The 26,032-nt window shown below is 58.5% G+C and carries 26 protein-coding genes and 1 riboswitch; of the genes, 19 read left to right on the top strand and 7 right to left on the bottom strand.

Annotated features, from left to right (window positions below; translation table 11 throughout):
- Nucleotides 1-104: 104 nt before the first annotated feature.
- From CGERO_RS04625 to CGERO_RS04650, 6 genes are all read left to right on the top strand, one after another.
- Entirely contained in the window at nucleotides 105-950 is an 846-nt protein-coding gene (locus tag CGERO_RS04625) for an ABC transporter ATP-binding protein (RefSeq protein ID WP_206423929.1), read from the top strand.
- A gap of 21 nt (nucleotides 951-971) precedes the next feature.
- Nucleotides 972-1,760: an NUDIX hydrolase gene (locus CGERO_RS04630; protein ID WP_123935938.1), complete on the top strand. Its 789-nt coding sequence runs from the start codon at nucleotides 972-974 to the stop codon at nucleotides 1,758-1,760.
- Nucleotides 1,761-2,915, top strand: coding sequence for a class I SAM-dependent methyltransferase (locus CGERO_RS04635; protein WP_123933710.1), 1,155 nt, complete (start codon nucleotides 1,761-1,763; stop codon nucleotides 2,913-2,915). It begins immediately after the preceding gene.
- An 88-nt stretch (nucleotides 2,916-3,003) separates the two neighbouring features.
- Nucleotides 3,004-3,789 carry an electron transfer flavoprotein subunit beta/FixA family protein gene (locus CGERO_RS04640; RefSeq protein ID WP_123933712.1) on the top strand — a complete coding sequence of 262 codons (786 nt, stop codon included), beginning with the start codon at nucleotides 3,004-3,006 and terminating at the stop codon, nucleotides 3,787-3,789.
- Between the two features lie 15 nt (nucleotides 3,790-3,804).
- Entirely contained in the window at nucleotides 3,805-4,758 is a 954-nt protein-coding gene (locus CGERO_RS04645; RefSeq protein WP_123933714.1) for an electron transfer flavoprotein subunit alpha/FixB family protein, read from the top strand.
- Nucleotides 4,758-5,870, top strand: coding sequence for a cysteine desulfurase family protein (locus CGERO_RS04650; protein WP_123933716.1), 1,113 nt, complete (start codon nucleotides 4,758-4,760; stop codon nucleotides 5,868-5,870). The genes CGERO_RS04645 and CGERO_RS04650 overlap by 1 nt, the downstream gene beginning before the upstream one ends.
- Here the strand turns inward: CGERO_RS04650 and CGERO_RS04655 are convergent.
- Nucleotides 5,867-6,715 (bottom strand): spermidine synthase, encoded by an 849-nt coding sequence (locus CGERO_RS04655; RefSeq protein WP_123933718.1) that lies wholly within the window; start codon nucleotides 6,713-6,715, stop codon nucleotides 5,867-5,869. The genes CGERO_RS04650 and CGERO_RS04655 overlap by 4 nt on opposite strands.
- Before the next feature lie 87 nt (nucleotides 6,716-6,802).
- Here CGERO_RS04655 and mnmA point away from each other — a divergent pair, with 87 nt between their 5' ends.
- Both mnmA and CGERO_RS04665 read left to right on the top strand, forming a co-directional pair.
- A complete protein-coding gene (gene mnmA / locus CGERO_RS04660; protein WP_123933721.1) occupies nucleotides 6,803-7,900 on the top strand; it encodes a tRNA 2-thiouridine(34) synthase MnmA in 1,098 nt (365 codons plus the stop codon).
- Nucleotides 7,897-8,862 carry a uroporphyrinogen decarboxylase/cobalamine-independent methonine synthase family protein gene (locus tag CGERO_RS04665; RefSeq protein WP_123933723.1) on the top strand — a complete coding sequence of 322 codons (966 nt, stop codon included), beginning with the start codon at nucleotides 7,897-7,899 and terminating at the stop codon, nucleotides 8,860-8,862. Before mnmA ends, CGERO_RS04665 begins: the two co-directional genes overlap by 4 nt.
- Here the strand turns inward: CGERO_RS04665 and CGERO_RS04670 are convergent.
- A complete protein-coding gene (locus tag CGERO_RS04670) occupies nucleotides 8,859-9,545 on the bottom strand; it encodes a 3'-5' exonuclease (protein ID WP_123933725.1) in 687 nt (228 codons plus the stop codon). The genes CGERO_RS04665 and CGERO_RS04670 overlap by 4 nt on opposite strands.
- A 98-nt stretch (nucleotides 9,546-9,643) precedes the next feature.
- Between CGERO_RS04670 and ligA the strand changes: the two genes are divergently transcribed.
- On the top strand, nucleotides 9,644-11,689 hold the full coding sequence (ligA, locus tag CGERO_RS04675) for an NAD-dependent DNA ligase LigA (protein WP_123933727.1): 2,046 nt from the start codon (nucleotides 9,644-9,646) through the stop codon (nucleotides 11,687-11,689).
- On the opposite strand, the gene CGERO_RS04680 is transcribed toward ligA, so the two are convergent.
- Nucleotides 11,686-12,348, bottom strand: a complete 663-nt coding sequence (locus CGERO_RS04680; protein ID WP_123933729.1) for an ACT domain-containing protein — start codon at nucleotides 12,346-12,348, stop codon at nucleotides 11,686-11,688. The two genes, ligA and CGERO_RS04680, sit on opposite strands and share 4 nt — an antisense overlap.
- 136 nt (nucleotides 12,349-12,484) lie before the next feature.
- Between CGERO_RS04680 and gatC the strand changes: the two genes are divergently transcribed.
- Nucleotides 12,485-12,784, top strand: a complete 300-nt coding sequence (gene gatC, locus CGERO_RS04685; RefSeq protein WP_123935940.1) for an Asp-tRNA(Asn)/Glu-tRNA(Gln) amidotransferase subunit GatC — start codon at nucleotides 12,485-12,487, stop codon at nucleotides 12,782-12,784.
- Complete coding sequence (gene gatA / locus CGERO_RS04690) at nucleotides 12,784-14,265, top strand: Asp-tRNA(Asn)/Glu-tRNA(Gln) amidotransferase subunit GatA (RefSeq protein ID WP_123933731.1); 1,482 nt, start codon at nucleotides 12,784-12,786, stop codon at nucleotides 14,263-14,265. Before gatC ends, gatA begins: the two co-directional genes overlap by 1 nt.
- Here gatA and CGERO_RS04695 read toward each other — a convergent pair.
- Complete coding sequence (locus CGERO_RS04695) at nucleotides 14,262-14,744, bottom strand: GNAT family N-acetyltransferase (protein ID WP_123933733.1); 483 nt, start codon at nucleotides 14,742-14,744, stop codon at nucleotides 14,262-14,264. The two genes, gatA and CGERO_RS04695, sit on opposite strands and share 4 nt — an antisense overlap.
- A 95-nt stretch (nucleotides 14,745-14,839) precedes the next feature.
- Here CGERO_RS04695 and CGERO_RS04700 point away from each other — a divergent pair, with 95 nt between their 5' ends.
- Nucleotides 14,840-16,213, top strand: coding sequence for a DHA2 family efflux MFS transporter permease subunit (locus CGERO_RS04700; RefSeq protein ID WP_123935942.1), 1,374 nt, complete (start codon nucleotides 14,840-14,842; stop codon nucleotides 16,211-16,213).
- Here CGERO_RS04700 and CGERO_RS04705 read toward each other — a convergent pair whose 3' ends face one another.
- Complete coding sequence (locus CGERO_RS04705; RefSeq protein ID WP_123933735.1) at nucleotides 16,214-16,546, bottom strand: hypothetical protein; 333 nt, start codon at nucleotides 16,544-16,546, stop codon at nucleotides 16,214-16,216. It lies immediately after the preceding gene.
- 66 nt (nucleotides 16,547-16,612) lie between these two features.
- Nucleotides 16,613-16,692: riboswitch (adenosylcobalamin-variant (AdoCbl-variant) riboswitch) on the top strand.
- Nucleotides 16,693-16,767: 75 nt separating this feature from the next.
- Here CGERO_RS04705 and CGERO_RS04710 point away from each other — a divergent pair.
- The 6 genes from CGERO_RS04710 to CGERO_RS04735 all read left to right on the top strand — a co-directional run bounded on the left by CGERO_RS04710 (nucleotide 16,768) and on the right by CGERO_RS04735 (nucleotide 23,278).
- A complete protein-coding gene (locus tag CGERO_RS04710) occupies nucleotides 16,768-17,835 on the top strand; it encodes a FecCD family ABC transporter permease (RefSeq protein ID WP_377017695.1) in 1,068 nt (355 codons plus the stop codon).
- Entirely contained in the window at nucleotides 17,832-18,647 is an 816-nt protein-coding gene (locus CGERO_RS04715) for an ABC transporter ATP-binding protein (protein WP_123933737.1), read from the top strand. The genes CGERO_RS04710 and CGERO_RS04715 overlap by 4 nt, the downstream gene beginning before the upstream one ends.
- Complete coding sequence (locus CGERO_RS04720) at nucleotides 18,644-19,696, top strand: ABC transporter substrate-binding protein (protein ID WP_245998886.1); 1,053 nt, start codon at nucleotides 18,644-18,646, stop codon at nucleotides 19,694-19,696. Before CGERO_RS04715 ends, CGERO_RS04720 begins: the two co-directional genes overlap by 4 nt.
- Nucleotides 19,697-19,828: 132 nt before the next feature.
- A complete protein-coding gene (locus CGERO_RS04725; RefSeq protein ID WP_123933739.1) occupies nucleotides 19,829-20,857 on the top strand; it encodes a 6-phosphofructokinase in 1,029 nt (342 codons plus the stop codon).
- A 63-nt stretch (nucleotides 20,858-20,920) separates the two neighbouring features.
- On the top strand, nucleotides 20,921-22,426 hold the full coding sequence (gatB, locus tag CGERO_RS04730; protein WP_123933741.1) for an Asp-tRNA(Asn)/Glu-tRNA(Gln) amidotransferase subunit GatB: 1,506 nt from the start codon (nucleotides 20,921-20,923) through the stop codon (nucleotides 22,424-22,426).
- A 189-nt stretch (nucleotides 22,427-22,615) separates the two neighbouring features.
- Entirely contained in the window at nucleotides 22,616-23,278 is a 663-nt protein-coding gene (locus tag CGERO_RS04735; protein ID WP_123933743.1) for a TetR/AcrR family transcriptional regulator, read from the top strand.
- Here the strand turns inward: CGERO_RS04735 and CGERO_RS04740 are convergent.
- A complete protein-coding gene (locus CGERO_RS04740; protein WP_123933745.1) occupies nucleotides 23,275-23,970 on the bottom strand; it encodes a LysE/ArgO family amino acid transporter in 696 nt (231 codons plus the stop codon). The two genes, CGERO_RS04735 and CGERO_RS04740, sit on opposite strands and share 4 nt — an antisense overlap.
- 69 nt (nucleotides 23,971-24,039) lie before the next feature.
- Between CGERO_RS04740 and CGERO_RS04745 the strand changes: the two genes are divergently transcribed.
- Entirely contained in the window at nucleotides 24,040-24,915 is an 876-nt protein-coding gene (locus CGERO_RS04745) for a LysR family transcriptional regulator ArgP (RefSeq protein WP_123933747.1), read from the top strand.
- Here CGERO_RS04745 and CGERO_RS04750 read toward each other — a convergent pair.
- Entirely contained in the window at nucleotides 24,912-26,006 is a 1,095-nt protein-coding gene (locus CGERO_RS04750; RefSeq protein ID WP_123933749.1) for a glutathione S-transferase family protein, read from the bottom strand. The two genes, CGERO_RS04745 and CGERO_RS04750, sit on opposite strands and share 4 nt — an antisense overlap.
- Nucleotides 26,007-26,032: the final 26 nt, after the last annotated feature.

Below are 26,032 nucleotides of genomic sequence, written 5' to 3' on the forward strand. Positions count from 1 at the left end.
GTCCTCAAAGGCTCACTTTCACTACTTCAATGGGATTGACGCAATCGTGTTCCAGCGTAGTTCAGCAGTGTCACTTCCACATGGACAGTGAGAAATACGTCATTATGGATGGTATGGATTCCACTGAAATTGCGCCACGCGACCCGGATCTGCTTCTCGACTTCGACGGCGTCGAATTTATCCGCGGCGGCAACACCCTCGTCGGGCCGGTTAATTGGCAAGTTGAGCTCGACGAACGATGGGTCATCATCGGGCCCAATGGCGCCGGTAAAACTTCGCTGATGCGGCTCGCGGCGGCCGAGGAGTTTCCCTCCAAGGGGCGTCTGTGGGTGTTAGGTGAGCGCATCGGCAAGACCGACATGCGCGACCTTCGTGCGGCGATCGGCATGTCCTCGGCTGCCCTGGCCAATCGAATCCCCAACAACGAAAACGTTGGTGATCTCGTGATCTCTGCAGGCTATGCCATTCTCGGGCGCTGGCGCGAGGAATATGATGAGCTCGACCGCGAGCGCGCCACCGACATCCTCGAGCAGGTTGGGGCTTATCACCTCATTGACCGCACCTGGGGCACGCTCAGCGAAGGTGAACGCAAACGCGTTCTGGTCGCTCGCGCACTCATGACGGATCCCGAGCTTTTGCTTTTCGACGAGCCCGGCGCCGGCATGGACTTAGGTGGCCGCGAGGACTTGGTCTCCTACGTTGGGGATCTGGCGATGGATCCGGACGCACCGGCGATGGTGATGATTACTCACCACGTTGAGGAGATTCCCGTGGGCTTTACCCACGCCATGTTGTTGGACGAGGGCAAAGTTGTTGCTCAGGGCTTGATTGAAGACGTGATGACGAGCGAGAACCTCACGCGCGCATTCCACCAGCCGATTGAACTTAGCGAAATTGACGGGCGCTACTTCGCGCGACGCGCTCGCAGTGCAGGCAGCCACCGCAAATAAGCTACGCTTGTTGGGGTGAATATGAGCAGCGCAACGGCGATCGAGGGTCGAAGACTCGCGGCCACCGTGCTCATGTTGCGCGACAGCGTAGACGGCATCGAGGTGTACGTTCAGGAACGTGTTTCCTCGATGCCTACCTTCCCAAACACCACGGTGTTTCCGGGTGGGGGAGTAGACCCACGCGATTTCCTGCTGGATCCACGCAGTGACCCGGTGCTCGGAGATTCTCTGCAAGCGTGGGCCAAGGCTCTGCATGTGGACGAGGCTCAAGCTCAGGCGTTGCTCTTTGCCGCAGTTCGAGAACTCTTTGAGGAAACGGGCACCTTCTTAGTAGCGTTCTCAAACGGCAAACGTATCGGTTCGGCGGCGCCTTTCCACCGAGAGCGTCTCATGCTCGAAAGCCACCAGATGTCGCTCGGCGAGGTGCTGGAAGATCACGATTTAAAAATCCGCACGGATCTCCTGCGTCCATTTGCCCGCTGGCATTCACCTGAGTACGACAAGCATCAATTCGATGTCTTTTCCTTCGTAGCAGTGCAACCTCCGGGTCAAGAACCCGATGGCAACACCCCAGAGGCGGCCTCTACCGGTTGGTTCGCGCCCTCATTGGTCCTCGACGGTTGGCGCGCCGGATTGCTGCGTTTAGTGCTGCCAACCTGGGCGCAGCTCAAAGCCTTGTCCAATTTCGACTGCGTCCAGGATGTGCTTGAAAGCCTCAAAACTCCAAGCATGTCGCCCATGAGCGAGCACCTCGCCGGCGGCGACTACTTTGAGGAGTTCATGACCTTCGAGCCGCCAAAGAGATTCTAAATGCCCTACTCAACAGAGGAAGTCCAGTTCCTCATCCAACACAAGTCCAACATCGAGGACGTGCTCACGGAACTCGGGACAGCAGACAAACGCGATACGATGCGCTATATCTCGGCATTGCGCTCACACTTCGGTTCCTATGGGCGCGCCGTCATGGAATTGGCTACGGCGAGAGCTACGCAGAAATTGCCCCAGCACTGGCTGATGGATACCGACTCCGCACAGCAGGCCACGCACCCATTGGTATCAAAGGCTCGTGCAGCGACGATCGCAGCAGCCCTGCCTGGAGCACGCGTGGCCGATGTCACCTGCAGCATAGGCGCCGAAATGCCCGCCCTAGCCGAACATGGCTTGAACGCGGTGGGCTCAGATATCGATCACACGAGGCTGCAGATGGCGCGATCCAACGTTAATGCCCCATTTATCCAAGCCGATGCGCTTCAACCCTGCGTGAACGCAGAGGTTATGATCGCCGATCCCGCCAGGCGCGCCAACGGCAAACGCATCTGGAAACCCGAGGATCTTCTACCTCCACTGCCAGCGTTGCTTGAGCGATGGCAACACAGTGCCGTGGCGGTGAAGTGCGCCCCCGGTCTGGACTACAGCTTCTGGGACGGCGGGGTGCAGGTCGTCAGCGTGGATGGTGGCGTCAAGGAACTCTGCCTTTACTCCAACAACATCTTGCAAGGACGCCAGGCGCTCGTGCTTTCGAGTACGGGGAAGATGGAAACGATCAACTCCAGCGATCCGAGCGACATTGAGCTCAGCGATGCACGACGCTTCATCATTGAACCTGACGGGGCTATTATTCGCGCCGGGTTGGTACGCCACTTCGCCCACAAAGCGAATTTGAGCATGCTCGATGAGCACATCGCGTTTCTCACCGGAGATCACATCCCGGCTGGCTGTAGCGGTTTTCCTTATATTGAGCAAGTGAGTCTGAAGCAACTGAAGCCGGCGTTGAAGGCTCACGATTGCGGCTCGCTTGAGATTTTGGTTCGCGGGGTGGATGTGGATCCGGATCAACTACGCAAGAAACTCAAACTGCGGGGCACACGGCCGATGGCTGTGGTGATTGCCCGCGTTGGGGAGGGTAAGGCATCACATGCCGTTGCATATATCTGTGGGAATCGCCAACATGGAGCAGTAGCGTAGACTGCTACACGCCCGCGCGCCCAAGATGCGCCGGCTGATACATATTTAGGACGAAAGAACTTCTCAACCCGAAGGGTGGATGCTGTAGATGCCAGCGATTGTCGTGTTGGTGAAACATGTGCCGGACACCTGGTCAAAGCGCACGCTCGAAGCGGACTTCACCATGAACCGCTCCGATGTGGACGCGGTGATCGATGAGGTCAACGAGTACGCCATTGAACAGGCCCTCAAGCTCAAGGAGGCGCACGGTTACGAGGTGGTCGCGCTCACGGCTGGCCCCGAAGGTGCCGAGGAAGCTCTCCGAAAGGCTCTTGCTATGGGTGCGGATCGCGCCATGTTGCTTCGCGACGATGCGCTAGCAGGCTCCGACGTCCTGGGTACAAGCTGGGCGCTGCTCAACGCCGTGAACCAGATTCCGGACGTGCAGCTCATCATCTGCGGTGCTGCATCTTCTGATGGCTCCATGGGGCAAGTGCCCGGCATTTTGGCCGAGTACCGCCAACAGCCCGCCCTGACCTACCTGAAGTCAGTCTCAGTGGATGGCACGACCATTCGCGGCGTGCGTGAAACCGCCGACGGCGATTATGAAATTGAAGCGCAGCTGCCTGCAGTGGTTTCGATCAGCGACAAGGCTGATAAACCGCGCTTCCCGAACTTCAAGGGCATCATGGCCGCGAAGAAGGCTGAGATTCCGACCTATAACCTTGCAGCCATTGGGGTGAGCCCAGAGCAGGTGGGCCTGGCCCACGCAGCAACTGCCGTCACTTCGGCGGAGGAACACCCGAAGCGCGAAGGTGGCGAGAAGATCTATGGCAGCGCCGAGCAGCTCGCCGAGCAACTTGCTGATTTCCTCGCCAACGAAAAGCTGATTTAAGGAAGGCACAGATCCATGCCAAACGTGTATGTACTGGTTGAGCACGCCCAGGGTGAACTGGCGCCAACCACAGCGGAACTTTTGACGCAAGCCCGCGCGCTGGGCAATCCAGTAGCGGTGGTCGTTGGTACTCCCGGCACCGCGCAACAACTCAGCGCCGCCTTGGGCGAGTTGGGCGCACAGCAGATCGTGGCTGCCGAAGCTGCCGACGCCGATGAGCGCATCATCTTGCCGCAGGTGGACGCCATCTCCATGCTCGCCGCCGCAAACCCCGGCCCGGTGCTCGTTGAGGCCGGCGCGCACGGTAATGAGATTGCTGGCCGCCTAGCGGCTCGCCTTTCCTCAGGAGTGCTTTGCGACGTCCTGCGTGTTCACGCCGACCGAACCGCAAGCATGTCGATCTTCGGCGACACCATCAAGGTCAGCGCCGCCGTTGGTGGCGCGTGCCCCATCTACACCCTGCGCCCCGGTGCCGTGGAGCCTGAGCCTCACGCCGCCGAGCCCAACGTGGAAGTTCTCGCGTTGCCAGCGGCCACCATTAAAGATGTGAAGGTGCAGCGCTTCATTCCCGCCGAACGCGGTGATCGCCCCGAACTCAGCCAGGCAAAGGTTGTGGTTGCTGGCGGACGTGGCGTGGGTTCTGAACAGGGATTCAAAGATCTGGTGGAGCCGCTTGCCGATACCTTCGGCGGTGCCGTGGGGGCTACCCGCGACGCCGTGGATGAGGGGTACTATCCAGCCCAGTATCAGATTGGCCAAACCGGTGCGACTGTCTCTCCCGATCTCTATATCGGCCTGGGCATCTCCGGCGCGATTCAGCACACCTCCGGTATGCAGACCGCTCAGAAGATCGTCGTGATCAACTCGGACGAGGATGCGCCCTTCTTCGAGCTTGCAGATCTCGGTGTCGTGGGCGACGCAGAAGAAGTGGTGCCCGCGCTTATCGAAGCAATTCGCGCACGTAAGTAATGCCTCACTACTTTGACCACGCCGCCACCACGCCCATGCGCGAGGCGGCGAAGCGTATCTGGCTGGAGCACGCCTCCGCTCTCAACCCTGGTGGGCAGTACGCCTCCGGGCGCAAGGCACGCAGCGTACTGGACAGCGCCCGCGAGGAAATTGCCACATTGCTGGGCTGCGACCCCATCGAAGTGATCTTCTGTGCCTCGGGAACCGAGGCTGACAATCTCGCATTGCAAGGTTTGTGGCGTCGCAGCGGCGGCACCATAGCCGCCAGCGGAATCGAACACCCCGCTGTGCTAGAAACCGTGCGTGGCCTCGAGCACCAAGGTGCTGCGGTTCGTTGGTTGCCCGTATCCTCTAAGGGCGAGGTGCACGAGTTTGAGTCCACCATCCAGGGTGTAGATCTCATCACCTGCATGTGGGCAAATAACGAAACCGGTGCTCTGCAGCCGGTACAGCAAATATGCGACGCTGCCGGTGATGCTCCAGTGCACGTGGACGCAGTGCAGGCAGTCGGCCACGTGCCAGTAGATTTTCACGCTCTCGGCGCCACCACCTTGGCGGCAAGTGCGCACAAGTTCGGAGGCCCACGAGGGCTCGGCATCTTGTTGGCGAAACGAAGTCCTGCACCATCGCCTGTGCTTTTCGGGGGCGGTCAAGAACGCGGCATCAGGCCGGGCACGAATGATGTTGCCGCAGCGGCAGCTACTGCGGCCGCACTCAAAGAAGCGGTGGCGGAAATGGAAGCAGAGTCTCAGCGTCTTCGCTCCCTACAAACCAGGCTGCTGGATGTCGTCGCGTCCATCGAGAACACCCAAATCCACACCCCAGATCACTGCCTCCCGGGGCATGTGCACGCGTCTTTCTTGGGTGCAGAAGCCGACAGCCTGATCATGCTGCTGGATAGCCAAGGCTTCGAAGCCTCCACAGGATCCGCTTGCTCCAACGGAGTGAATCGCGCCAGCGAGGTGCTGCTGAGTATGGGGGTGCCAGTTGCCAATGCGCGCAGCGCCATCCGATTCAGCCTGGGATACACCACAACCACTGCTGATGTTGAGGCCCTCATTCGCGCGCTTCCCGACGTCGTGGCGCGCGCCAGGCTTGCTGGAATGGCTTAGGTGGAAGGCGTGGCGTCGAAAAGCAAAGAACCTGCAGCGGCAAACTTTTCGGCCCAACGTTTATCTTTGAAATGCGCGGGCACGGCGCCACCCAGGAGCTCGCGGGCGATACGCTGCAAAGCTGGGCCTTCGGGAAGTGGGGAATCGGTGCCAATCAAGACAATATTGCCGTAGCGCCTCCCCTTGAGCATTGCAGGATCAGCAATACAAGCTGTATGCGCGAATACCTGCTGCATCGTGCGCAATTCACTCTTAGCCAATTGAAGATCGCGATGATCCCCGCAGTTAGCCATATAAAGACCACCGGGTGCGAGTGAGGAGGAAACGCGCCGGAAGAATTCGATGGTGCTGAGATTTTCCGGCGTGGTCGAACCGGCGAAAACATCGCGAATAATCACGTCGCGGGAGGCTTGGACGAAGCCATCAGTGGCCTGGCGTGCATCCTCAGCTCTGATTTTCAGTTGCGGGGCGCGGGGCAAATCGAACCACAGCCGCACCAACTGAGTCAGTTGGGCATCTAATTCCACCACCGTGTTGCGCGCTTTCGGCCAGCGCGCCACGCAATAGCGGGCAAAACTGCAAGCACCGCCGCCAAGATGCGTGATACGCAGTTGCTGCTGGTGCACGCGAGTTTGCTCAAACCACGCCAAGATGGAGGCCATCCAACGCATGTATTCGAATTCCAGCACCAGCGGATCCGGGTGGATGTGGCTGGAAGGAACCCCATTGACGAGCACCTCCCAGGCACCGGGCACAAAACTATCGGCGCGTAGTTCCACTTCGCCGGTGCTGGTGGGAAAGATCCCCGCGCTGATTGCTTCAGTGCCTTTGCGTTGTCTAGCCATAGTGAGGGTTACTGTAGCCTCTTTGGTGCGTCGAGGACTAAGCTGGCGTATTTCGTGCCCACCCCGAGATGAAGAGGTAGATGATTCATGCGAGTGCTTGCTGCCATGTCAGGAGGCGTTGATTCCGCCGTCGCCGCAGCCAGAGCAGTGCAGGCAGGCCACGAAGTAGTGGGAGTGCATCTGGCACTGTCCCGCGATCCGCAGTCGGTGCGCGAGTCCTCGCGGGGATGCTGCTCGCTGGAAGATTCCGCCGATGCACGACGCGTGTGCGACAAGCTCGGCATTCCTTTTTATGTGTGGGACTTTTCAGAGCGATTCCAAGAAGACGTTATCGATGATTTCATCGATTCCTACGCCGCCGGCGAAACGCCGAATCCCTGTCTCCGCTGCAACGAGAAGATTAAGTTCGCAGCCCTGCTCGAACGAGGGATTGCCTTGGGCTTCGACGCCGTTGTCACCGGGCATTACGCACGTCTCACCCAGCCAGCCGACGGTGGCGATGGCTACCTCCGAAGAGGCGTCGATCCCAACAAGGACCAAAGCTACGTGCTCGGAGTGCTTGGCGCGAAAGAAATTGCGCACTGCATGTTCCCAGTCGGGGATACCCATAAACCGCAGATCCGCGAAGAAGCGGCCTCGATGGGCTTCGCAGTGGCAAGCAAACCGGATTCTTACGATATTTGTTTCATCCCCGACGGCAACACTCAGGCGTTCCTTGGGAAGCATATCGGCGTGCGACCCGGCGCAATCCGCGATGTTGAAGGCAATACGCTCAAGGAACACGACGGCGCCTGGAATTTCACCATTGGACAGCGCAAAGGGCTCGACATTAAGCAGCCAGCCAAGGACGGCAAGCCCCGCTATGTCACCGACATTGACGCAGCAAGTGGTACCGTGACAGTCGGATCGCGCGAGGATCTCATTGTGGAGCGCATCGTGGCAGATAGGTTGAAGGTGCTTCACCCCGACATGCGGGGAACCATCGAAGCCCAGGTGCAAGTTCGAGCGCACGGGCAGGTGGTGGATTGCCTCGCCAATGTGGATCTTAAAAACGATCGCATGGAGTTGCAGTTGCACACGCCGCTGCAAGGCGTTGCTCGTGGTCAAGCAGCGGTGCTATATCTACCCGACGAAGACGGAGACATTGTATTGGGTTCTGGCACCATCGTGGGCACGAGCCGATGAGTGCTGCCGCCTTCGGATTGGTGCCCGGAACCAGTATGGAGGCTGCGGCTAACGTCATCGCGGGGGAGTCGGCCGGCATCCGCGCTGTTCCCGTTTTGCCACAGAGAGGCGTCACAGGAGACGTGGTGGCACACACACTGTCGTGGCTTCCCGATTTGCCAGTGGATATTGGTCCACGAGCCTGGCGCGTATGTGCACGGCCTCAAAACGCCACCCGTGCACTCTATGAACAGCGGGCGACCGACCTCGACGCACTCGAAGCAGCGTGGGGCAGCACGCCAGCATGCAAGATCCAGGTATGCGGCCCGTGGACCCTGGCAAGTGCAGTGGAACTGAGCAACGGACACCGAATTCTCAGCGATCCAGCGGCGACAGCAGACCTGTTTGCCATGTATGCGCAAGCGCTTGAGGAGTATTCAGCGGTGCTGACCCAACGTTTCGGAGTTCGAAAGCTTAAAGTGCACGTACTCGAGCCAGCGACACGGAGAATCGCAGAGGGCAGCATCCCCGGCACGAGCCAGTTGGATCCAATTGCCGCGCACAGCCCCAAGCACATGGGGGAGCGCCTGCATGAACTGTTCGAAGCATGGAATCGCGCGGGCATGGAGATGATGCTTGATCAAGGCTCACGGCCTCTGATCGAAGTGGTACAGGTTGCAGCACCCGCCACCCTCGTGCTGCACCAACGATCCATTGCAGGTTTCAGCCACGCTGAGCTGGATCGCGTGGGCACCTGGCTAGGAACAGGACACCTCGCACACGTGGGTGATGGCGACGAGCGTTCGCAGGCGAAGTCGGTGTCAGGGTTGATGCGTACGCTAGGATACTCGCCAGCGCAGGCTACCGAGGCACTCATGATGGATGATCCACAAGGCGCCAGCGGACTAAGCGCGGCAGCCCGACGGATCGCCGCAGCACGTGAAGCCGCACATATCCTCCACGAGACTGCCGGAGAATTTTAAGCCCGCGCGCTTTGCATGGGCCAGGAAGTGTTCACATTCGAGCTATCGCGCTGCTGCTTGTCTAGATATTCTTTGAAGCCTTGTTGCGCCTCAAAATACTTCACGGCCTGGAATTCCATGAGTTCTTCCAGACTCATGGCACCGATCTGATCCGCATAATTGTGCTTGGCCTGCTTCCATGCCACCCGCGCCGCCGCGAGGGCATCTGAGGTTGCCTCGTGGGCATTATCGATGCGTACCTGGTAGTGCTCGCACACATCACTCAGCGTCCGCTTGCCCTTGCGATAGGGATCCAAGACTTTGTCGATCACGAAGGGGTCAAACACAGGTCCTGTGACATAGAAAGACGGCTCCAACTGATTGAGCACCGTGAGGTCATAAGCGGCGTTATACACCACCAAGGTATAGCCTTCCTCCCATGCTCGCCGGATGGCATCGATGGTCGTGCGTAGCACCTCCTCGTGCGGCTTACCGTGTTCGCGGGCGTACTCGGTGCTAATGCCATGCACCTTGCTTGCAGCCTCGGGGATGGGGACGCCTGGGTTAGCAAGTAGCTCGGTGGGGTGTGCCCCTTGGGCATCAATTCGCACCAGGGCAGAGGTAACTATGCGCGCCTCAAATGGGTCAGCGGACGTAGTTTCCAAGTCGAAGGACAGCACTTTGGTGGGGTCAAAGGAGTTCATGAATCAAACCTTAGACAACTACCTCCGAGCCGGCGTGTTTTTGCTGCTCAACGCAGACATTAGGGGCAAATAGGAGGTGGTTTACTACACTCGCAGGCGTGACTGAGCCTAGCGATGCAGTATTCAAACAGTGGGAAGAACTAAGCGCCGATATTCGCCACCATCGGGAGCTTTACTATAACCAGTCCCCTCAGATCAGCGATGCAGATTTTGACGCGCTGTTTCGCAAGCTCCAAGAGCTCGAAGCAGAATATCCTAGCCTGCAAACGCCGGATAGTCCCACACTCGAGGTGGGCGCGCCGGTGGCGATGCAGTCGAGCTTCGCCAATGTCGAGCATCTCGAAAGAATGATGAGCCTGGACAATGTGTTCAGCGAGGATGAAATGCGCGACTGGCTGCAGCGTACTCCCGCGAAGGCGTATCTTTGCGAGCTCAAAATCGACGGGCTTTCGCTCGATTTGGTGTATCGCGATGGAACACTCGAGCGCGCGGCAACCCGAGGTGATGGGCGAGTAGGCGAAGACGTCACCGAAAATGCGAAGGTGATTGCAGATATTCCTCATACGCTCCAAGCAAGTGAGGAATATCCGATCCCGGCGCTGCTGGAAGTACGCGGGGAAGTGTTCATCGCCGTGGAAGATTTCGGGCTTGTTAATGAGCAACGACAACTCGAGGGCGGGAAGCCATTTGCGAACCCGCGTAATGCAGCAGCGGGCTCGCTTCGACAACACGATGTGGAATCAGTGAAGAAGCGTCGCCTCCGCATGATCTGCCACGGCATCGGCGCTCGTGAAGGCTTCGAGGCTGAGTCGCAGCACGATGCTTACGCGGCTATGGCGGCCTGGGGGTTGCCGGTGTCCGCCTATACCAAGCGGGTCACCAGCAGCGAAGCGGTGCTCGAGCAAGTGCGCTATTGGGCGCAACATCGCGGCGATGCGCTGCACGAGATGGACGGGCTGGTGGTGAAAGTCGATGATCTTGCCGCCCAACGTCAGCTAGGTGCCACCTCGCGGGCACCGCGGTGGGCAATTGCATATAAATATCCGCCCGAGGAGGCGGTCACGCGCCTCAATGACATTCAGTGCGGCGTCGGGCGCACGGGACGTGTCACGCCCTTCGCCATGTTGGAACCAGTCTTTGTTTCGGGATCAACTGTGTCGATGGCGACGCTGCATAATCAAACTGAGGTCAAACGCAAAGGTGTCTTGATCGGCGATCATGTGGTGGTTCGAAAAGCAGGCGAGATTATCCCCGAGATCCTCGGGCCTGTGGTGGAGAAGCGCGATGGGAGCGAGGAAGAATTCGTGTTCCCGGAGCACTGCCCGAGCTGCGGCACCACACTTGCGCCACAAAAGGAGGGCGATGCTGATTGGCGTTGCCCAAACCGGCGTTCATGTCCTGCGCAGCTCTCGGCTCGCCTCACCTACATCGCCAGCCGCGCTGTCTTTGATATCGAAGCGTTGGGTGAAAAAGCAGCGCAAGACCTCGTGCGCAGTGGAGTGCTCCTTGACGAAGCACGGCTCTTCTCCCTGACACGCGAAGATCTGGAACGAACCGATATTTATACCAAGAAAAATGGTGCGCTCAACGCAAGCGGCGAAAAGCTATTGGCCAATTTGGCCTCAGCGAAACAAGCCGATCTCTGGCGCGTGATCGTGGCGCTTTCGATTCGCCATGTTGGCCCTACGGCCGCACGAGCAATCGCAGGCAAGTACCGAAGCCTGCAGGCCGCGTGCGAAGCTAGCGTAGAGGAGCTGGCACAAGTGGAAGGCGTTGGGCACGTCATCGCCCAGAGTTTCCACGAGTGGTTTGCCGTTGATTGGCACCGAGCCATCGTCCAGCACTGGGCGCAAGATGGGGTGACCATGGAAGAATCCAGCGAGGATCTGCCGCCGCAGACCCTCGAAGGGCTCACCGTGGTGGTTACCGGCGGGCTCGAAGGCTTCACCCGTGATTCCGTGAAAGAGGCGATCCTCACCCGCGGCGGCAAGGCTTCGGGTTCGGTGTCCAAAAAGACCAACTTCGTGGTGGTGGGAGCCAACGCTGGTTCAAAAGAGCAAAAGGCACGGGATTTGGGCCTGAGAATCCTCAACGAGGAAGAATTTCTTGTTCTGCTTGAACACGGCCCCGATGCGTTGAGTTAGCTCAACACCGCGTCGAGGATTTCGCAGAGGTTGCCGATGTGGGCAACCTCGCTGGCAAGGAAGTCCGGACCGCCCGGACGACCCACTACCAGTACCAGGCCGTGGCGCTTGAGGGGCGCGGCGGCGAGGGAGGAATCCAACAGAGCCCACGCCTCCGGGATCCAGGATTCGCTTTCGGGATTCAGCACGCGCGCATGCTCGATCGACACGGAATCTGGCTGATGTCCGCTGTCTTCCGGCGCCGCAACGGAGGCGGTGACTCGCTGAAACTGCGGTTGGTTGCCATCCAGCAAAATCGCCCAGGCTGAAGTGAGCACTTGTGGGATGCGGTGGACGAGATGATCGAGCTCCCGAGAGCGGGTCGATTCGCCAGCCACTCGCGCCAGCATTTCGATTTGGCCACGGCGATCCACGCGCCCTGAGAAAGGACGGATGGAATCAACCTCCACACCTTCGAGTGCCTGAGCGGCGCTGATGAGAGAATCTGCCATGGTTCCTGCCGGCAAATCCACCACCATGTCGTCCATGACCGTGCCGTCCGGGAATGCCTCTACGACGTCCACCGACACGATGTTGGCGTCGACGGTGCCGATGGCGTCGGCAAGCCGACCTAAGCTGCCCGGGGTGTCGGGAATCAGCACACGAATCAAGTAGGACATTGAAAACTCCGAAAACATGGTGAAAAAGAATCCCCACCATCCTAGCCAACTTTGCGTGCAGTACTATAGAGGCATAACACTTGCCACCGCCCGAAGCGGTGGCATGAGCATTGAAAACGACCAAAAGGATCAACCTGTGCCTGAGATAACGCGCGATGAAGTCGCCCACCTGGCTAAGCTTGCCCGCTTGGCGCTCACTGACGAGGAGCTCGACCATTTTGCCGAGCAAATCGACGGCATCATTGGCAGCGTGAGCGACGTGCAAAAAGTTGCGGCCCAAGGTGTGGAGCCGATGAGCCACCCGCATGCCATTCACACAAGCATGCGCGCCGACGAAGTTGAGCAGCTTCTCACCCAGGAGCAAGCGCTCGACCAGGCGCCGAAGGTTGAGCAAGATCGTTTCGAAGTGCCACAGATTTTGGGGGAGCAGGACTAATGAATCAATACCTCGTGCCTGAAGAAGGCCTGACTTCGAAAAGCGCAGCGGAACTGGCCCAACTGATCCATTCCGGTGAAGTGAGCTCTCGGGACGTAACGCAAGCTCACCTCGATCGCATCGCCGAGATCGACGGCACACTTAACTCCTTCCTTCACGTGGGCGCCGATGAGGCTCTGGCGGCCGCTGATGCCGTTGATGCTTCCCTGAAGGCTGGTGATGCCCCCGCGTCAAATCTAGCGGGCGTACCGCTGGCGTTGAAGGACGTGTTCGTCACCACCGATGCGCCCACGACCTGCGCTTCGAAGATCCTCGAAGGATACATGGCGCCCTACGACGCCACCGTGACCAAGAAGATCCGCGAGGCGGGAATCCCGATCCTTGGTAAAACGAACATGGACGAATTTGCCATGGGCTCTTCCACGGAAAACTCCGCCTACGGCCCGACCCGCAACCCCTGGGATACCGAACGCACCCCGGGCGGTTCTGGCGGCGGCACCTCCGCTGCGTTGGCGGCTGGCCTTGCGCCGCTGGGCATTGGCACGGACACAGGCGGATCGATTCGTCAACCCGCCGCATTGACCAACACAGTAGGTGTGAAGCCTACTTACGGCACCGTGTCACGTTATGGTCTGGTGGCGTGTGCTTCTTCGCTGGATCAGGGTGGGCCAAGCGCTCGCACTGTGTTAGACACCGCGCTGCTCCACGAGGTCATCGCTGGCCACGACAAGTACGACGCCACCAGCGTCGACCGTGCCGTGCCTGACGTTGTTGCCGCCGCACGCGAAGGTGCAAAGGGTGATTTGCGCGGGCTGAAGGTTGGTGTGGTCAAGCAGTTTGACCGCGAAGGCTACCAGCCGGGCGTGCTGGAATCCTTCCACGCGGGCGTCGAAAAGCTGACTGAGCTCGGCGCTGAAATCGTTGAGGTGGACTGCCCGCACTTCGACGATGCTTTGGCCGCCTACTACTTGATTCTGCCCTGCGAGGTCTCCAGTAACCTGGCTCGTTTTGATGGCATGCGTTATGGATTGCGCGTGGGCGACGACGGAACCCATTCCGCCGAGCAAGTCATGGCGATGACCCGCGCAGCCGGCTTTGGGGCCGAGGTCAAGCGCCGCATCATCCTTGGTACCTATGCGCTCTCCGTGGGCTACTACGACGCCTACTACCTGCAGGCGCAGCGTGTGCGCACACTCATCGCCCAGGACTTCGCAAATGCCTATGAAAAGGTGGACGTCTTGGTATCTCCCACCACCCCTACCACGGCGTTTAAATTGGGAGAGAAGGCCGAAGATCCCCTGGCAATGTACAACTTCGACCTCTGCACCCTGCCGCTGAACCTTGCCGGCCTGTGCGGCATGAGTGTGCCCGCCGGCTTGGCATCCGATACCGGTTTGCCCGTTGGCATGCAGATCATGGCGCCGGCGTTCCAGGACGACCGCCTGTATAAGGTCGGTGCCGCCTTCGAGGCAGCGCGTTAAAGATCCCGACGCATGACGGCGTAGTCGACGTCGTTGCGCACGAGCTCGAAGCCCAGTTTTTCATACAGGCTTCGAGCTTTTGTATTTTCGTGGGAAACGCACAGGGACACCGCCTTGGTGCCGCGGGCCCGGAGCTGCTCGAAGCAGGCGGCGAAAAGCTGCTTTGCCACACCTTTGCCGCCAAAGCGCTGTTCAACGGCGAGCGCTAGTTCAGGGGTTTGCTTGTCGACGAATCCGCGTCCGTGATGCCCAGGCGTGCCCCAGCACCACCAAAGGCCACCAGCGGGGATCTGGTGGTGATCGAATGCGATGACCCCATCATTGGGATCCCAGCTATCGATGTAGAAGCGGGTGTCCTCGTCGAAGCCACTGCTGAGCTCACCGTGTTCATCGCCGTAGGTGTCAGTCAGAAAATTCAAACGGCCAAAATAGGTGAAATCTTCGCTGTTCGTGCTGCGCAAAAGAAAGGCTGTGCTCATGCTGTGTGAGTGTAGCGTGCTGGGGGAGTAAGGTGGCTTGAGTTTTTGATGCCGGGACGTTTTCTAGGAGAAGAGTGAGCCAGACATACCCGCAGATGCCACTGGAAGAACGCAAGGCCTGGCCTGCGCTTATTGCCCTGTGCATTGGTTTCTTCATGATTCTGCTGGATCAAACCATCGTGGCAGTCGCGACTCCGGTGCTGCAGAGTTCGCTGGGGGCCAGCTATAACGAAGTCATTTGGGTAACCTCTGCGTACCTGTTGACTTTCGCCGTGCCATTGTTGATTACCGGACGCTTGGGTGACAAGTTCGGGCCAAAGAACGTCTACATCCTGGGCATGGTCATTTTTACCGTGAGCTCACTTGCGTGTGGCTTTGCGCCAAACATGGCTATGTTGATTCTTGCTCGCGCTGTGCAGGGTTTCGGCGCCTCGCTGCTGACGCCACAAACCATGAGCGTGATTAATCGAATCTTTGCCAGGGAACGCCGCGGGGCCGCTTTGGGTGTGTGGGGAACAACAGCGGGTCTGGCCACGCTCGCGGGTCCGATGCTCGGCGGCATTATCACCACCACGGTCGGCTGGCAGTGGATCTTCTTCATCAATGTGCCCCTCGGTGTTATCTCCGTGATCGCCGTGGCGCGTTGGGTGCCGCGCTTCAAGCCGATTGAGCGCACCATCGACGGACTCTCCATGCTGCTTTCGGTGTTGGCGGTATCTTCGTTTATCTTCGCCCTTCAAGAGGGCGAACGGGCGCAGTGGCGCTGGTACATTTGGGCGCTCATGGTTGGCGGCGTGTTGATGGCCGTGCTGTTTGTGAAGCAGCAAGCGAGGGCGGAGCAGCGTGGAAAAGAGCCGTTGGCTCCACTTTCGCTTTTCGCCATCCGCAATTTTTCCTTGGGCAATATTGGCATTGCGGTCATGGGCTTTGCCGTTGCCGGCACCCCACTACCGGTGATGCTGTATTTGCAGCAAGTGCATGACTACAGCGCGTTGAAGGCCGGACTATTCATGGTGCCGCAGGCATTGATTTCCGCTGTACTTTCGCCCTTCGTTGGCAGGATGGCGGACAAGGTCTCGCCGGGCCGGTTGGCGGCACTCGGATTCTCGGTGCTTTCGATGTCCTTCTTCCTGCTAGGAGCCGCCATGATTGTGGGTCTGGCTGGAGGATGGTTCATCGCAATTATGGTGATTCAGGGTTTGGGAAATTCAGTGATCTGGGCGCCAAACTCAACCTCCACCATGCGTGATCTTCCGCTCCGTCTTATGGGCGCGGGCTCAGGGGTGTACAACACCACTCGCCAAGTGGGCTCGGTGGTTGGTTCAGCAGCCGTCGGCGCGGTGCTGCAGTGGCGGGTACAAAGCACGGGAATTGGCGCGGCCTATGGCCAGGCGATTCTGCTGGCCGCGGCCGTGCTGATTATCGGCGTGCTGAGCTCCCTGGCTGCCCGGGAGTCTCAGCGCGCGTAGTTAGCGAATGTCAGACAGAACGCACGCAGCGCCTGAGGCCACGGTGGTTACTGCGATTACAGACGGCCATGCTCCTATCTTCTTCGCCAGCGGGTGGCTGAGGCCGAAGGCGCCGAGGTAGGTGCCAACCAGTTCGGCGGTTGTGGGTGCGTTGGTCTTGGCTGCCCATGAACGAGCTGCGTAGACGCCAGCGAGGCCGAGCACTACGCCGCCGAGGGGGCGGATGCCAGTTTCCCGAGCGGTGAGCCAACCGCCGACGAGGCCGGTGATGACCACCGATGCGGTATTGACCTTTTTGGCGGGCTTGAGGGCGGTGTTGGATTTCTTGAACATGCTCATACCTTTGGAATTTACCCCTGTTCTCCTCCATTGTGTTCTAATTGGGTATCATTTCCTTTTCCAGGGTTATGTGGTGGCGGGAACTCCGGTGGAAATCCGGGACTGGCGCGCAACGGTGATAGTCCGATCACGCCCCCTGAACCAGACAACGCGCAGATCGCCTTTCGCGTACAAAGGAGCTGCCGGGAGAGTGCACGTCACGGAATTGAGGGCGCGTGGGGCAATTCACCCGCAACCGCCAGTTCAGCTCACGATGGGCTGTGCTGGTCTTATTGATAACGCTTGTAGGACTCCTGATTGCGAGTTTCCTCGCATCTCTTAGCTTCGGATCAGTTGATGTTAGCCGTGGCGCGGTGCTTGACGTTGTTCTTGCACGCTTGCGAAACGATGTAGTTGAAGACGCTGCGCTCGATACGGTGATCTGGCAGTTGAGAGCCCCCAGGGGATTGTTAGCGATGCTCGTCGGCGCCGGCCTCGCGCTCTCGGGCATTATCATGCAAACGCTGGTGCGAAACCCGCTTGCTGATCCCTATCTGCTCGGGGTTGCGTCTGGGGCGAGCGTTGGAGCAACTGCCGTGCTCACCTTTGGTCTCTTGGGCAGCTTTGGGGTGTACGCGCTCTCGGGAGGCGCATTTATTGGCGCGCTGATCGCGACAGCCTCGGTCTATCTGATCACGAATCTTCAGGGTGGATTCCATCCTCTTCGCCTCATTTTGACTGGAGTAGTGATGTCGAGCGCATTCTCGGCGCTCGCTAGTTTTCTGGTTTTCAAAGGGCCCGATCCCAGGGCGGCGCAATCGGTGATGTTCTGGCTTCTCGGTTCCGTCTCGGGAGCAACGTTTCCCAAGCTGCTGATTCCGCTCTGTGCGCTCCTCATCGCGTTTGCTTTCATGTTGGCACTGCACCGCTATTGCGACGCGATCATGGTTGGACCAGATATGGCTGCCACCGTGGGAGTGAATGTCGAGCTGCTGCGCCGAGCACTTTTCTTCTTCCAAGCGTTACTGGTTGGCACGATGGTAGCGGTAGCCGGTGGCATCGGATTCGTCGGGCTGGTGGTTCCCCACGTGGGGCGTCTGCTCGTTGGGTCACTACACCTGCGGCTCATGCCTGTGGCCATGTTGTGTGGTGCCCTGTTCCTGCTGTGGGTAGATGTGCTCGCGCGGATAGCCGCCGCGCCACAGGAAATACCGCTTGGAGTGGTGACCGGTGCTATCGGGGCGCCGCTGTTCCTTCTCTTGATGGGAAGGGGAGCACTCCGCTTTAGTGGAGGTCATCAATGACGGCGTATCAAGTTAGCGTTCAAGGCGTGGGTGTCGGATTTGGCCAGCGCATAGTTGTAAACGCGGTGGAATTTCAGTGCGAACCAGCAACAGTAACCGCCATCGTGGGCACCAATGGCGTAGGAAAGACCACGTTACTCAGAGGGCTCGCGGGAGTTCATCCTTTGGCAGCGGGCAAGGTTGAGTTGCGTGGGGGTGGTGGAGCGTGGGACGTCGAAAAGCTCAAAAGTCGCCAGAAGGCGACAATGCTGGCGATGGTGTCACAGGAAGAAGCTTTGCCCGAGGATCTCACGGTCAAAGAGCTTGTCACGCTAGGTCGTCTTCCCTATGCACGTGCGTGGGAGTTGTCGGCGAAGAAGCACGAATCAGTGATCGACGAAGCAATCGAGACCTGCGGTCTCACAACTCATGCGGACACGCCCTGCGGCATGCTCTCCGGCGGTTTGAGAAGGCGTGCGCTCATTGCTCGAGGCTTCGCCCAGGACACGCCGGTGCTGTTCCTGGATGAACCGACTAATCATCTTGATACCTTTCACCAACTGCGTCTGCTCGAGCTGCTGCGGGCTTCTTCCAAAACCGTCATTCTCACGCTGCATGACCTGGACCTTGCCATGGGATACGCCGATCAAGTGGTTGTGCTGGAACACGGTGAGCAAGGAGCCAAACAACTACTGTGCGCCGAGGCAACAGCAGCCTTTGATGATTCGATTCTCCAGAAAGTCTTCGGTGTCAGAGGGCTGCAGTTGGAGGCGAACAACGGACTGAATCGCGCACATTTACTCATCGAAAGTCTTAGAAAGGACACGATATGAAACTGATGAAACCCATCGCCGTGACTGGCGCTGTATTGCTATTGGCTGGATGTTCAGCCCAGGATGCTGCCAAGAATGCTCAAGAGCAAGTGCGGGTGGAAAATTGTGGCGAAGAAGTGCAATTTCCCAAAACCGGAAAGATGCTGGTCAACGATGGCAACTTGATCGCCAGTGCTCTCAGCGTTGGCGCAGAAGATCAGATCCAGGCGGTGAGTTCGCTCCAGCGCGATAGCGCCATCCTCTCAGCGAAGTATGGCGAAGATTCGATCGCCAATGTTGAAGAGATCGCCAAAGAATACCCATCTTTGGAGCAAATCATTGCGGAAGATCCGGATATTTACGTTGCTGGCTGGGGCTATGGGCTTGACGACGCCAAAGGGGTCACTCCCGAAGCTCTCGAAAAACACGGCATTAGCACTTATATTCTCAGCGAAGCATGTCGCCAGGGCGATTCCGCCGCCCGAGGCACCATGGATCCCTGGAAAGCAGTGGAGGCAGACCTCAAGAATCTCGGCGCGATTAGCGGGCATGAACAGCAAAGCCAGAGCGTTGTTGAGGATCAACAGCGACGCCTCAGTGCCCTTGACGAAGCGCCTAAGCCCAAGCAAACCCCCGTCGCATTCTTGTACGACTCTGGTAGCGACGCGGTCTTTACCTCAGGCAAGTTTGGTGCACCTCAAGCAATCCTCGAGGCCGCGGGCGCTAAGAATGCCACGGGAGACATCGAGGATACGTGGGTGAGCGTCGGCTGGGAACGATTGGCGCAAGCCGCACCGGATGTGTTCGTGTTTGTTGAATACCCAGGCCAGGAACTTGAGCAAAAGATCCAGCAGTTGCAAAACAACCCGGCTACAAGGGATCTGCCCGCGGTGAAAGAACGACGCTTCATCAACCTCCCGTACGCGATGTGGACCTCGGGGCCGCTCAACATTGATGCCGCAGAGCACGTGAGAAAGGGGCTTGAACACTTTGGGCTTGTTCCAGCCAGTGGCGTGCAGCCCGCGCTGACGTTGCCTGCTGATACCCCTGGTCTGGATTACTTCCAATAAGAGATGTGACGCGGGGCGTCGAAAAGCGATCGATCGCAGAAGTTATGAATTTCGCAACAAAACGGGCGTATTTTGCCCGTTGTCTCTTTTCCGGACGGGCACAAACACAGGTGAGGGTTTAGACTTGTCCCTATGCGAATTGCCACCCTGACTTCCGGCGGCGACTGCCCGGGCCTCAACGCAGTCATCCGCGGCATCGTCCGAACCTGCTCCGAATATGGCTCCACCGTGGTGGGCTATCAAGACGGCTGGGTCGGTCTTATGGACGACAAGCGCGTGCAGCTCTACGACGATGAAAACATCGATCGCATTCTGCTGCGCGGCGGCACCATCCTCGGCACCGGCCGCCTGCACCCGGATCGATTCAAAAATGGCCTCGATCAGATCAAAGCGAACCTCGAAGACGCCGGCATCGATGCGCTGATCCCCATTGGCGGCGAAGGCACGCTCAAAGGTGCCAAATGGCTCTCCGACAATGGCATTCCCGTTGTGGGCGTGCCGAAGACCATCGACAACGATGTGAATGGCACCGACTACACCTTCGGCTTCGACACCGCAGTGTCTGTTGCCACCGACGCCATCGACCGCCTGCACACCACCGCAGAGTCCCACAACCGTGTGATGATCGTGGAAGTGATGGGTCGCCATGTTGGTTGGATCGCGCTGCACGCCGGTATGGCCGGCGGTGCGCACTACACCGTGATTCCCGAGCAGCCATTCGACATTGCAGAAATTTGTAAGGCAATGGAGCGTCGATTCCAGATGGGCGAGAAGTACGGCATCATCGTGGTTGCCGAGGGTGCGCTTCCCAAGGAAGGCACGATGGACTTCGAGGCGGGCGGCGTAGACCAGTTCGGCCACCAGACCTTCAACGGCATCGGCCAGGTGATCGGCGACGAAATTAAGAAGCGTCTCGGCCACGATGTGCGTACCTCGGTACTCGGCCACATCCAACGCGGTGGCACGCCGACGTCCTATGACCGCGTGCTGGCCACTCGCTATGGCGTGCATGCTGCCCGCGCTTGCCACGATGGTGATTTTGGAAAGGTCGTGGCTCTGCACGGCGAGCATATCGATTTGATTCCACTGGAGGAGGCCGTGGGCACTCTCAAGACCGTGCCGGAAGGTCGATACCTCACCGCGAAGGCGCTGTTCGGTTAATCCTTACTTTCAAGCTCAAGCCACACTTCGGTGTGGCTTTTTGCATGCGATAGACTAGCCCGCATGACTGCTGCGATGTATGACCTCATGGATTTCGATGAGGTGCTGGAGAAGTTCGACCCGGTAATGGGCCTTGAAGTGCACGTGGAGCTCGCCACGGAAACCAAGATGTTCTCTGCGCCCTCTGCTCATTTCGGTGCTGCACCAAACAGCAATGTCGATCCCGTGTCACTGGGCTTGCCCGGAGCTTTGCCGGTGGTAAACGCCAAGGGAGTGGAATGGGCCATCAAGATCGGCTTGGCGCTGAACTGCCAGATTGCTGAGTCCTCACGTTTTGCCCGCAAGAATTACTTCTACCCTGATCAGCCTAAGAATTATCAGATTTCGCAGTACGACGAACCCATTGCCTATGACGGCTACTTGGACGTGGTCCTCGACGACGGCACCACATGGCGCGTGGAAATCGAGCGCGCGCACATGGAGGAAGACACGGGCAAGCTCACCCACATCGGCGGAGCAACTGGCCGTATTAGCGGTGCGACGAGTTCATTGGTGGACTGTAACCGCGCGGGTATTCCGCTCATCGAGATCGTGACCAAGCCCATTGAGGGCGCCGGTGAGCGCGCCCCCGAGGTCGCTCGTGCCTACGTTTCCGCATTACGCGATCTCGTGAAGGCCCTGGGTGTGTCCGATGCTCGCATGGATCAGGGGTCGATGCGCGTAGATTCCAACCTTTCACTCCGTCCCGTGGGCACGACAGAGTTCGGTACCCGCACCGAAACCAAGAACATCAACTCGCTGAAGTCCGTGGAACAAGCGGTGCGTTTTGAAATGCAGCGTCAGGCGCAAGTGCTTGTCGACGGCGGCGAGATCGTTCAAGAAACCCGCCACTATCAGGAGGCCGATGGTTCTACCTCGAAGGGTCGTCCGAAAGAGACAGCCGAGGACTATCGCTACTTCAACGATCCTGATCTGCCTCCGGTGATCGCTCCTCGCGAATGGGTGGAGGAAATTCGTGCAACCTTGCCTGAGTTGCCGTGGGTTCGACGCGCTCGTATCCAGGAAGAGTGGGGGTTGAAGGACAAGGAGATGCGTGACTTGGTCAACGCGGGCGCCTTGGAGCTCATCCTCGCCACTGTTGAGGCCGGTGCTACACCGTCCGAGGCTCGCTCCTGGTGGGTTTCCTACCTGGCGCAAAAGGCGAATGAGCAAGGCGTGGACCTAGAGGCGTTGCCAATCACCCCCGCGCACGTTGCACGAGTTTCTGAGCTGGTGAAGGAAGGCAAGCTTACCAATAAGCTTGCGCGCCAAGCCGTGGACGGTGTGCTCGCCGGTGAAGGCGACGTAGATGAAGTTGTGCAGGCGCGGGGCCTCGAGGTGGTTCGTGACGACGGAGCAATCGAAGCCGCAGTCGATGAGGCTTTGGCAGCTAACCCGGACATCGTGGAGAAATATAAAGCAGGCAACACCAAAGTCACTGGCGCCATCGTCGGCGCTGTGATGAAGGCGACCCGCGGCAAGGCAGACCCTGCCCAGGTGAATAAGCTGATTGCGCAGAAGTTGGCGTAAGACAGTGATCAAGGCCCGCAGCAGAAGCTACGGGTCTTTCTTGCTTTTTGGGGGTACACGGTGAACTGCGCGAAGCGAAATTCAGGGCTTGCAAGGGTTATGCTTTGTGTAAAGCTTGGTTGCCAAAAATGCGCTGTAGACGCAAGAGCCGTAGACGCAATAGATGCGGAAAAGAAAGAGTGAAAAGATATGCCATTCGATCTGCCCCGGGCATCGTCCGTGTTGCATTTTGATGCACCGAAGCGGAGAAATTCCAGCAACCGCGACGTTGATGCGCTCATCCTAGACGCTGGGCGCGAGGAATTCATTCGCAAGGGAATACGCGGAACGTCGATGTCTTCTGTTGCCCGGGCAGCGGGAGTGAGTCGACCGACGCTCTACAGCCGTTACAAGAATATTGATTTGCTCAGCGGTGACGTGCTTAGGAATGAATATGTGACGGTGCTCGAAGCCGCCTTTGAGCAGGTCGACAGCCCCGAGGCATTCATTGATCAGATCGTGCTGATCGCAGACAAACTGCGACAAAACCAGTTCATCAATTCAGTCGCGCAAAGTGACCCGGACGTCTTGCACCATTTTCTGTTCGAGCACCTTGTTGGCACTCAGCGTCGTCTGGTGGATTACCTCAAGCGATTGATCGTCGCTGTGCGAGATCAAGCCAATGTGGAGCGCACTGGGCGCAAGATCCGTGAGGGGGACCCGGAGGTGCTGGCTACTTTCGTGGTAGTGACGGTGCAGTCGGCGATTCTCTCCGCGCCGGCGGTGTCTTATATCGTGACCGGGGCCCAAGCCTGGCGCAATGAACTCCACCGCCTGGTGAGCGGGTATTTGCTTGAATGTGATGCGCCTTAGAGGTGCATGAGGAGCCTGAAAGCCAGGAACACCATAATTACACCCACCGCGATGTTGAGCCATCGCCATACGCGCGGCTTGGCCAGGGTCTTGGAGCACTTAACCGACGCCCATCCGATCGTGGGGAACCATATCGCGCTGGCGATGAGTGCTCCTGCGGTGAACAGCCAGCGGCCTTCTTCGCCGTACTGGTTTGCCATCCCGCCAAGCATGATCACGGTGTCGATGTAGGCGGTGGGGTTCAACCACGTCATGCCCAAGATGAGCAGGACGGGCTTGACCCAGGTGCGTTGCTCACATGCGACGGTTTGTGTGCGCGTCGCAACTGCGACTGAACCATGTAGCTCTGAGGTTCCTTGTGCGGGGGATTGTGGCACTTGATCTTCGATTACGGTGCTGCTGGTGCTGGTGTCCATACGGCGGGCATCTCTGAAGCAGGTAAAGGCGAACCACAGCAGATAGGCTGCGCCAGCGATGCTCAAGATAGTCAGAGCTGTAGGCGCTTTATCAATGATGGCGCCAACGCCCATTGTCCCGCCAAGAATGAGGAAAATATCGCTGATCAGGCAGGTGAGTACCACCGGTACGATGGCCTGCTTTTTCATCCCGAGTTTAATGATGAGTGCGTTTTGCGGGCCGATGGCGACGATGAGCGATAGCCCCATCAGTAAGCCTGTGATCACGATTCCCATGGAGCTAGCATGACCCCGCAAGGATCTGAAGTAAAATGAAAGAATTTGAAGTTGGTGTAGCATAGCTTCATGAACCCCGCTCACCTGGATACATTGCTGGCAATTTTGGACGAAGGCAGCTTCGAAGGCGCCGCTTTTGCTCTCGGAATTTCGCCTTCGGCGGTGAGCCAAAGGATGAAGGCGTTGGAGCATGCTGCGGGCCGGGTGCTGATTCGGCGCGCGACGCCACCGGAACCAACAGAAGCCGGTGAGGTCATCGCACAGATGGCCAGAAAAATGGGGCTGTTGCGCACGGAGGTGGACGCCCAATTGAGTGGGCGTATGGGCGCATTGCCTTTGGCGGTGTCCGTCAACGCCGACTCGCTTTCGCTTTGGTTTCCTCAGGTGTTGAGTTCGGTGGCCAGTTGGCCTAACGCTACGTTGCACGTTCGGGTGGAGGACGAAACACATTCAAAGCACCTACTATCTCGTGGCGACGTGATGGGGGCGGTAACCACAGAAGCGCGCCCGGTGGCTGGATGTGAAGTTCGGGAACTTGGGGTCATGCGCTACGTGTCAGTAGCCAACCCGCGACTGCTTGATCGCTTTAGCCGAGATGGAGAAGTGGATTGGGAGGCCATGCCAGTACTGCGATTCGGCCCCCGAGACCGACTACAAGATCTGGATCTGGAACGCCGGATCGGTTACGTTCCACCCCGTCGCAATGTCTCAGAGATTCCATCAGTTGATGCATTCTTGGAGGCCACACGTCTTGGTCTGGGGTGGTCACTATTGCCGGAAGCTCAAGCGCAGCCTCTCTTGGCGAGGGGCGAATTGGTGTTGCTGGACGCCGCTCAGATCGAGGTCGCATTGTACTGGCAGTGCTGGCGTCTTGAATCATCCACGTTGCACCGCCTCAGCCGAGCGGTGCAAGAAGCGGCGAGTGTGCTGCCGCCGATCCGCTAGCGGCGATAAAGGTTTTCGAAGAAAGCCTTTTGTTCGGGGAGCAAGTTTTTCACTCGCTCCGCCTCGCGCACCGGTCCGGGAGCGGTGGCTCCCTCGGCGAAGGGTGCTCCTCCCAGAGCTTCCCGCCCGTGGGTGGTGAGCATGCCCGAGAGATCGGGGCCTTTGGGTACCACGCCGGTGGGATTTACGTCGGTATGTACTACGTAGTAGTGCTGTTTGATTTCAAGAAAGTCGGTGGTATCGCCGAAGCCGGGAGTCTGGAAGAGGTCGCGAAGATATGCCCACAGCACTGGCATCTCGCTCAGCTTGCTGCGATTGCATTTGAAGTGCCCGTGGTATACCGCGTCGAAACGCACGAGGGTGGGGAACAGGTAGACGTCGGCAAGCGTGATGTGATCACCCATGAGGTAACGCTGATCGCTGAGACGTTCCTCCAGCGTGTCGAGGGCATTCCACAGTCGATCATATGCAGCGTCGTAAGCCTCCTGTGTGGAGGCGAAGCCGCAGCGGTAGACGCCGTTGTTTACTTCGCTAAAAATATATTTTGTCAGCTTGTCGATGTCCTCCCGCATCGCCTCTGGATACAGGTCCGGGGCGCCGTCGCGCTCGGCATGCTTCCATTGATCATTGAGGTCAGGTACCAGGGTTGGGAAGTCGTTGCTGATTACGGCTTTCGTTTCGATGTCGACGATTGCGGGCACGGTGATGCCGCGAGGGTAATCAGAGAAGCGGTTGAAATAGGCGTCTTGGAGCCGGGGAATCTCGAGGACGGGATCAACACCGCCGGGGTCAAGGTCGAAGGTCCACGAGCGGCGATCGTGCGTCGGACCTGCTAACCCGAGCGAAATTACGTCTTCGAGGCCTTTGAGCCTGCGTGTAATCACGGCCCGATGTGCCCAAGGGCAAGCTCTGGCGGCGATGAGGCGATATTTTCCAGGTGTGGCCGGCCAAAGGGTCTGTCCGTTTTTCAATGTAGTTGGCGTTTCGACGTCCGAGGTGATGCGGTCATCGATGTAGCGGGTATCGCGGATAAATTCGCCAGTGGTTGATGCGTTTCGGGCGTCTCCCGCCCAATCCTTAGAAGTAGACATATCAACAAGATATGTCTTTCATGACG

Origin of the sequence: Corynebacterium gerontici (assembly GCF_003813985.1) — a bacterium.
In the GTDB taxonomy this organism is placed as follows: domain Bacteria; phylum Actinomycetota; class Actinomycetes; order Mycobacteriales; family Mycobacteriaceae; genus Corynebacterium; species Corynebacterium gerontici.

Bases quoted from the DNA above. Each gene is read 5' to 3' on its own strand.
- CGERO_RS04625 (WP_206423929.1), top strand. From the start codon at position 105: ATGGATGGTATGGATTCCACTGAAATTGCGCCACGCGACCCGGATCTG.
- CGERO_RS04630 (WP_123935938.1), top strand. From the start codon at position 972: ATGAGCAGCGCAACGGCGATCGAGGGTCGAAGACTCGCGGCCACCGTG.
- CGERO_RS04635 (WP_123933710.1), top strand. From the start codon at position 1,761: ATGCCCTACTCAACAGAGGAAGTCCAGTTCCTCATCCAACACAAGTCC.
- CGERO_RS04640 (WP_123933712.1), top strand. From the start codon at position 3,004: ATGCCAGCGATTGTCGTGTTGGTGAAACATGTGCCGGACACCTGGTCA.
- CGERO_RS04645 (WP_123933714.1), top strand. From the start codon at position 3,805: ATGCCAAACGTGTATGTACTGGTTGAGCACGCCCAGGGTGAACTGGCG.
- CGERO_RS04650 (WP_123933716.1), top strand. From the start codon at position 4,758: ATGCCTCACTACTTTGACCACGCCGCCACCACGCCCATGCGCGAGGCG.
- CGERO_RS04655 (WP_123933718.1), bottom strand. From the start codon at position 6,715: ATGGCTAGACAACGCAAAGGCACTGAAGCAATCAGCGCGGGGATCTTT.
- mnmA (WP_123933721.1), top strand. From the start codon at position 6,803: ATGCGAGTGCTTGCTGCCATGTCAGGAGGCGTTGATTCCGCCGTCGCC.
- CGERO_RS04665 (WP_123933723.1), top strand. From the start codon at position 7,897: ATGAGTGCTGCCGCCTTCGGATTGGTGCCCGGAACCAGTATGGAGGCT.
- CGERO_RS04670 (WP_123933725.1), bottom strand. From the start codon at position 9,545: ATGAACTCCTTTGACCCCACCAAAGTGCTGTCCTTCGACTTGGAAACT.
- CGERO_RS04680 (WP_123933729.1), bottom strand. From the start codon at position 12,348: ATGTCCTACTTGATTCGTGTGCTGATTCCCGACACCCCGGGCAGCTTA.
- gatA (WP_123933731.1), top strand. From the start codon at position 12,784: ATGAATCAATACCTCGTGCCTGAAGAAGGCCTGACTTCGAAAAGCGCA.
- CGERO_RS04695 (WP_123933733.1), bottom strand. From the start codon at position 14,744: ATGAGCACAGCCTTTCTTTTGCGCAGCACGAACAGCGAAGATTTCACC.
- CGERO_RS04700 (WP_123935942.1), top strand. From the start codon at position 14,840: ATGCCACTGGAAGAACGCAAGGCCTGGCCTGCGCTTATTGCCCTGTGC.
- CGERO_RS04705 (WP_123933735.1), bottom strand. From the start codon at position 16,546: ATGTTCAAGAAATCCAACACCGCCCTCAAGCCCGCCAAAAAGGTCAAT.
- CGERO_RS04715 (WP_123933737.1), top strand. From the start codon at position 17,832: ATGACGGCGTATCAAGTTAGCGTTCAAGGCGTGGGTGTCGGATTTGGC.
- CGERO_RS04720 (WP_245998886.1), top strand. From the start codon at position 18,644: ATGAAACTGATGAAACCCATCGCCGTGACTGGCGCTGTATTGCTATTG.
- CGERO_RS04725 (WP_123933739.1), top strand. From the start codon at position 19,829: ATGCGAATTGCCACCCTGACTTCCGGCGGCGACTGCCCGGGCCTCAAC.
- gatB (WP_123933741.1), top strand. From the start codon at position 20,921: ATGACTGCTGCGATGTATGACCTCATGGATTTCGATGAGGTGCTGGAG.
- CGERO_RS04735 (WP_123933743.1), top strand. From the start codon at position 22,616: ATGCCATTCGATCTGCCCCGGGCATCGTCCGTGTTGCATTTTGATGCA.
- CGERO_RS04740 (WP_123933745.1), bottom strand. From the start codon at position 23,970: ATGGGAATCGTGATCACAGGCTTACTGATGGGGCTATCGCTCATCGTC.
- CGERO_RS04745 (WP_123933747.1), top strand. From the start codon at position 24,040: ATGAACCCCGCTCACCTGGATACATTGCTGGCAATTTTGGACGAAGGC.
- CGERO_RS04750 (WP_123933749.1), bottom strand. From the start codon at position 26,006: ATGTCTACTTCTAAGGATTGGGCGGGAGACGCCCGAAACGCATCAACC.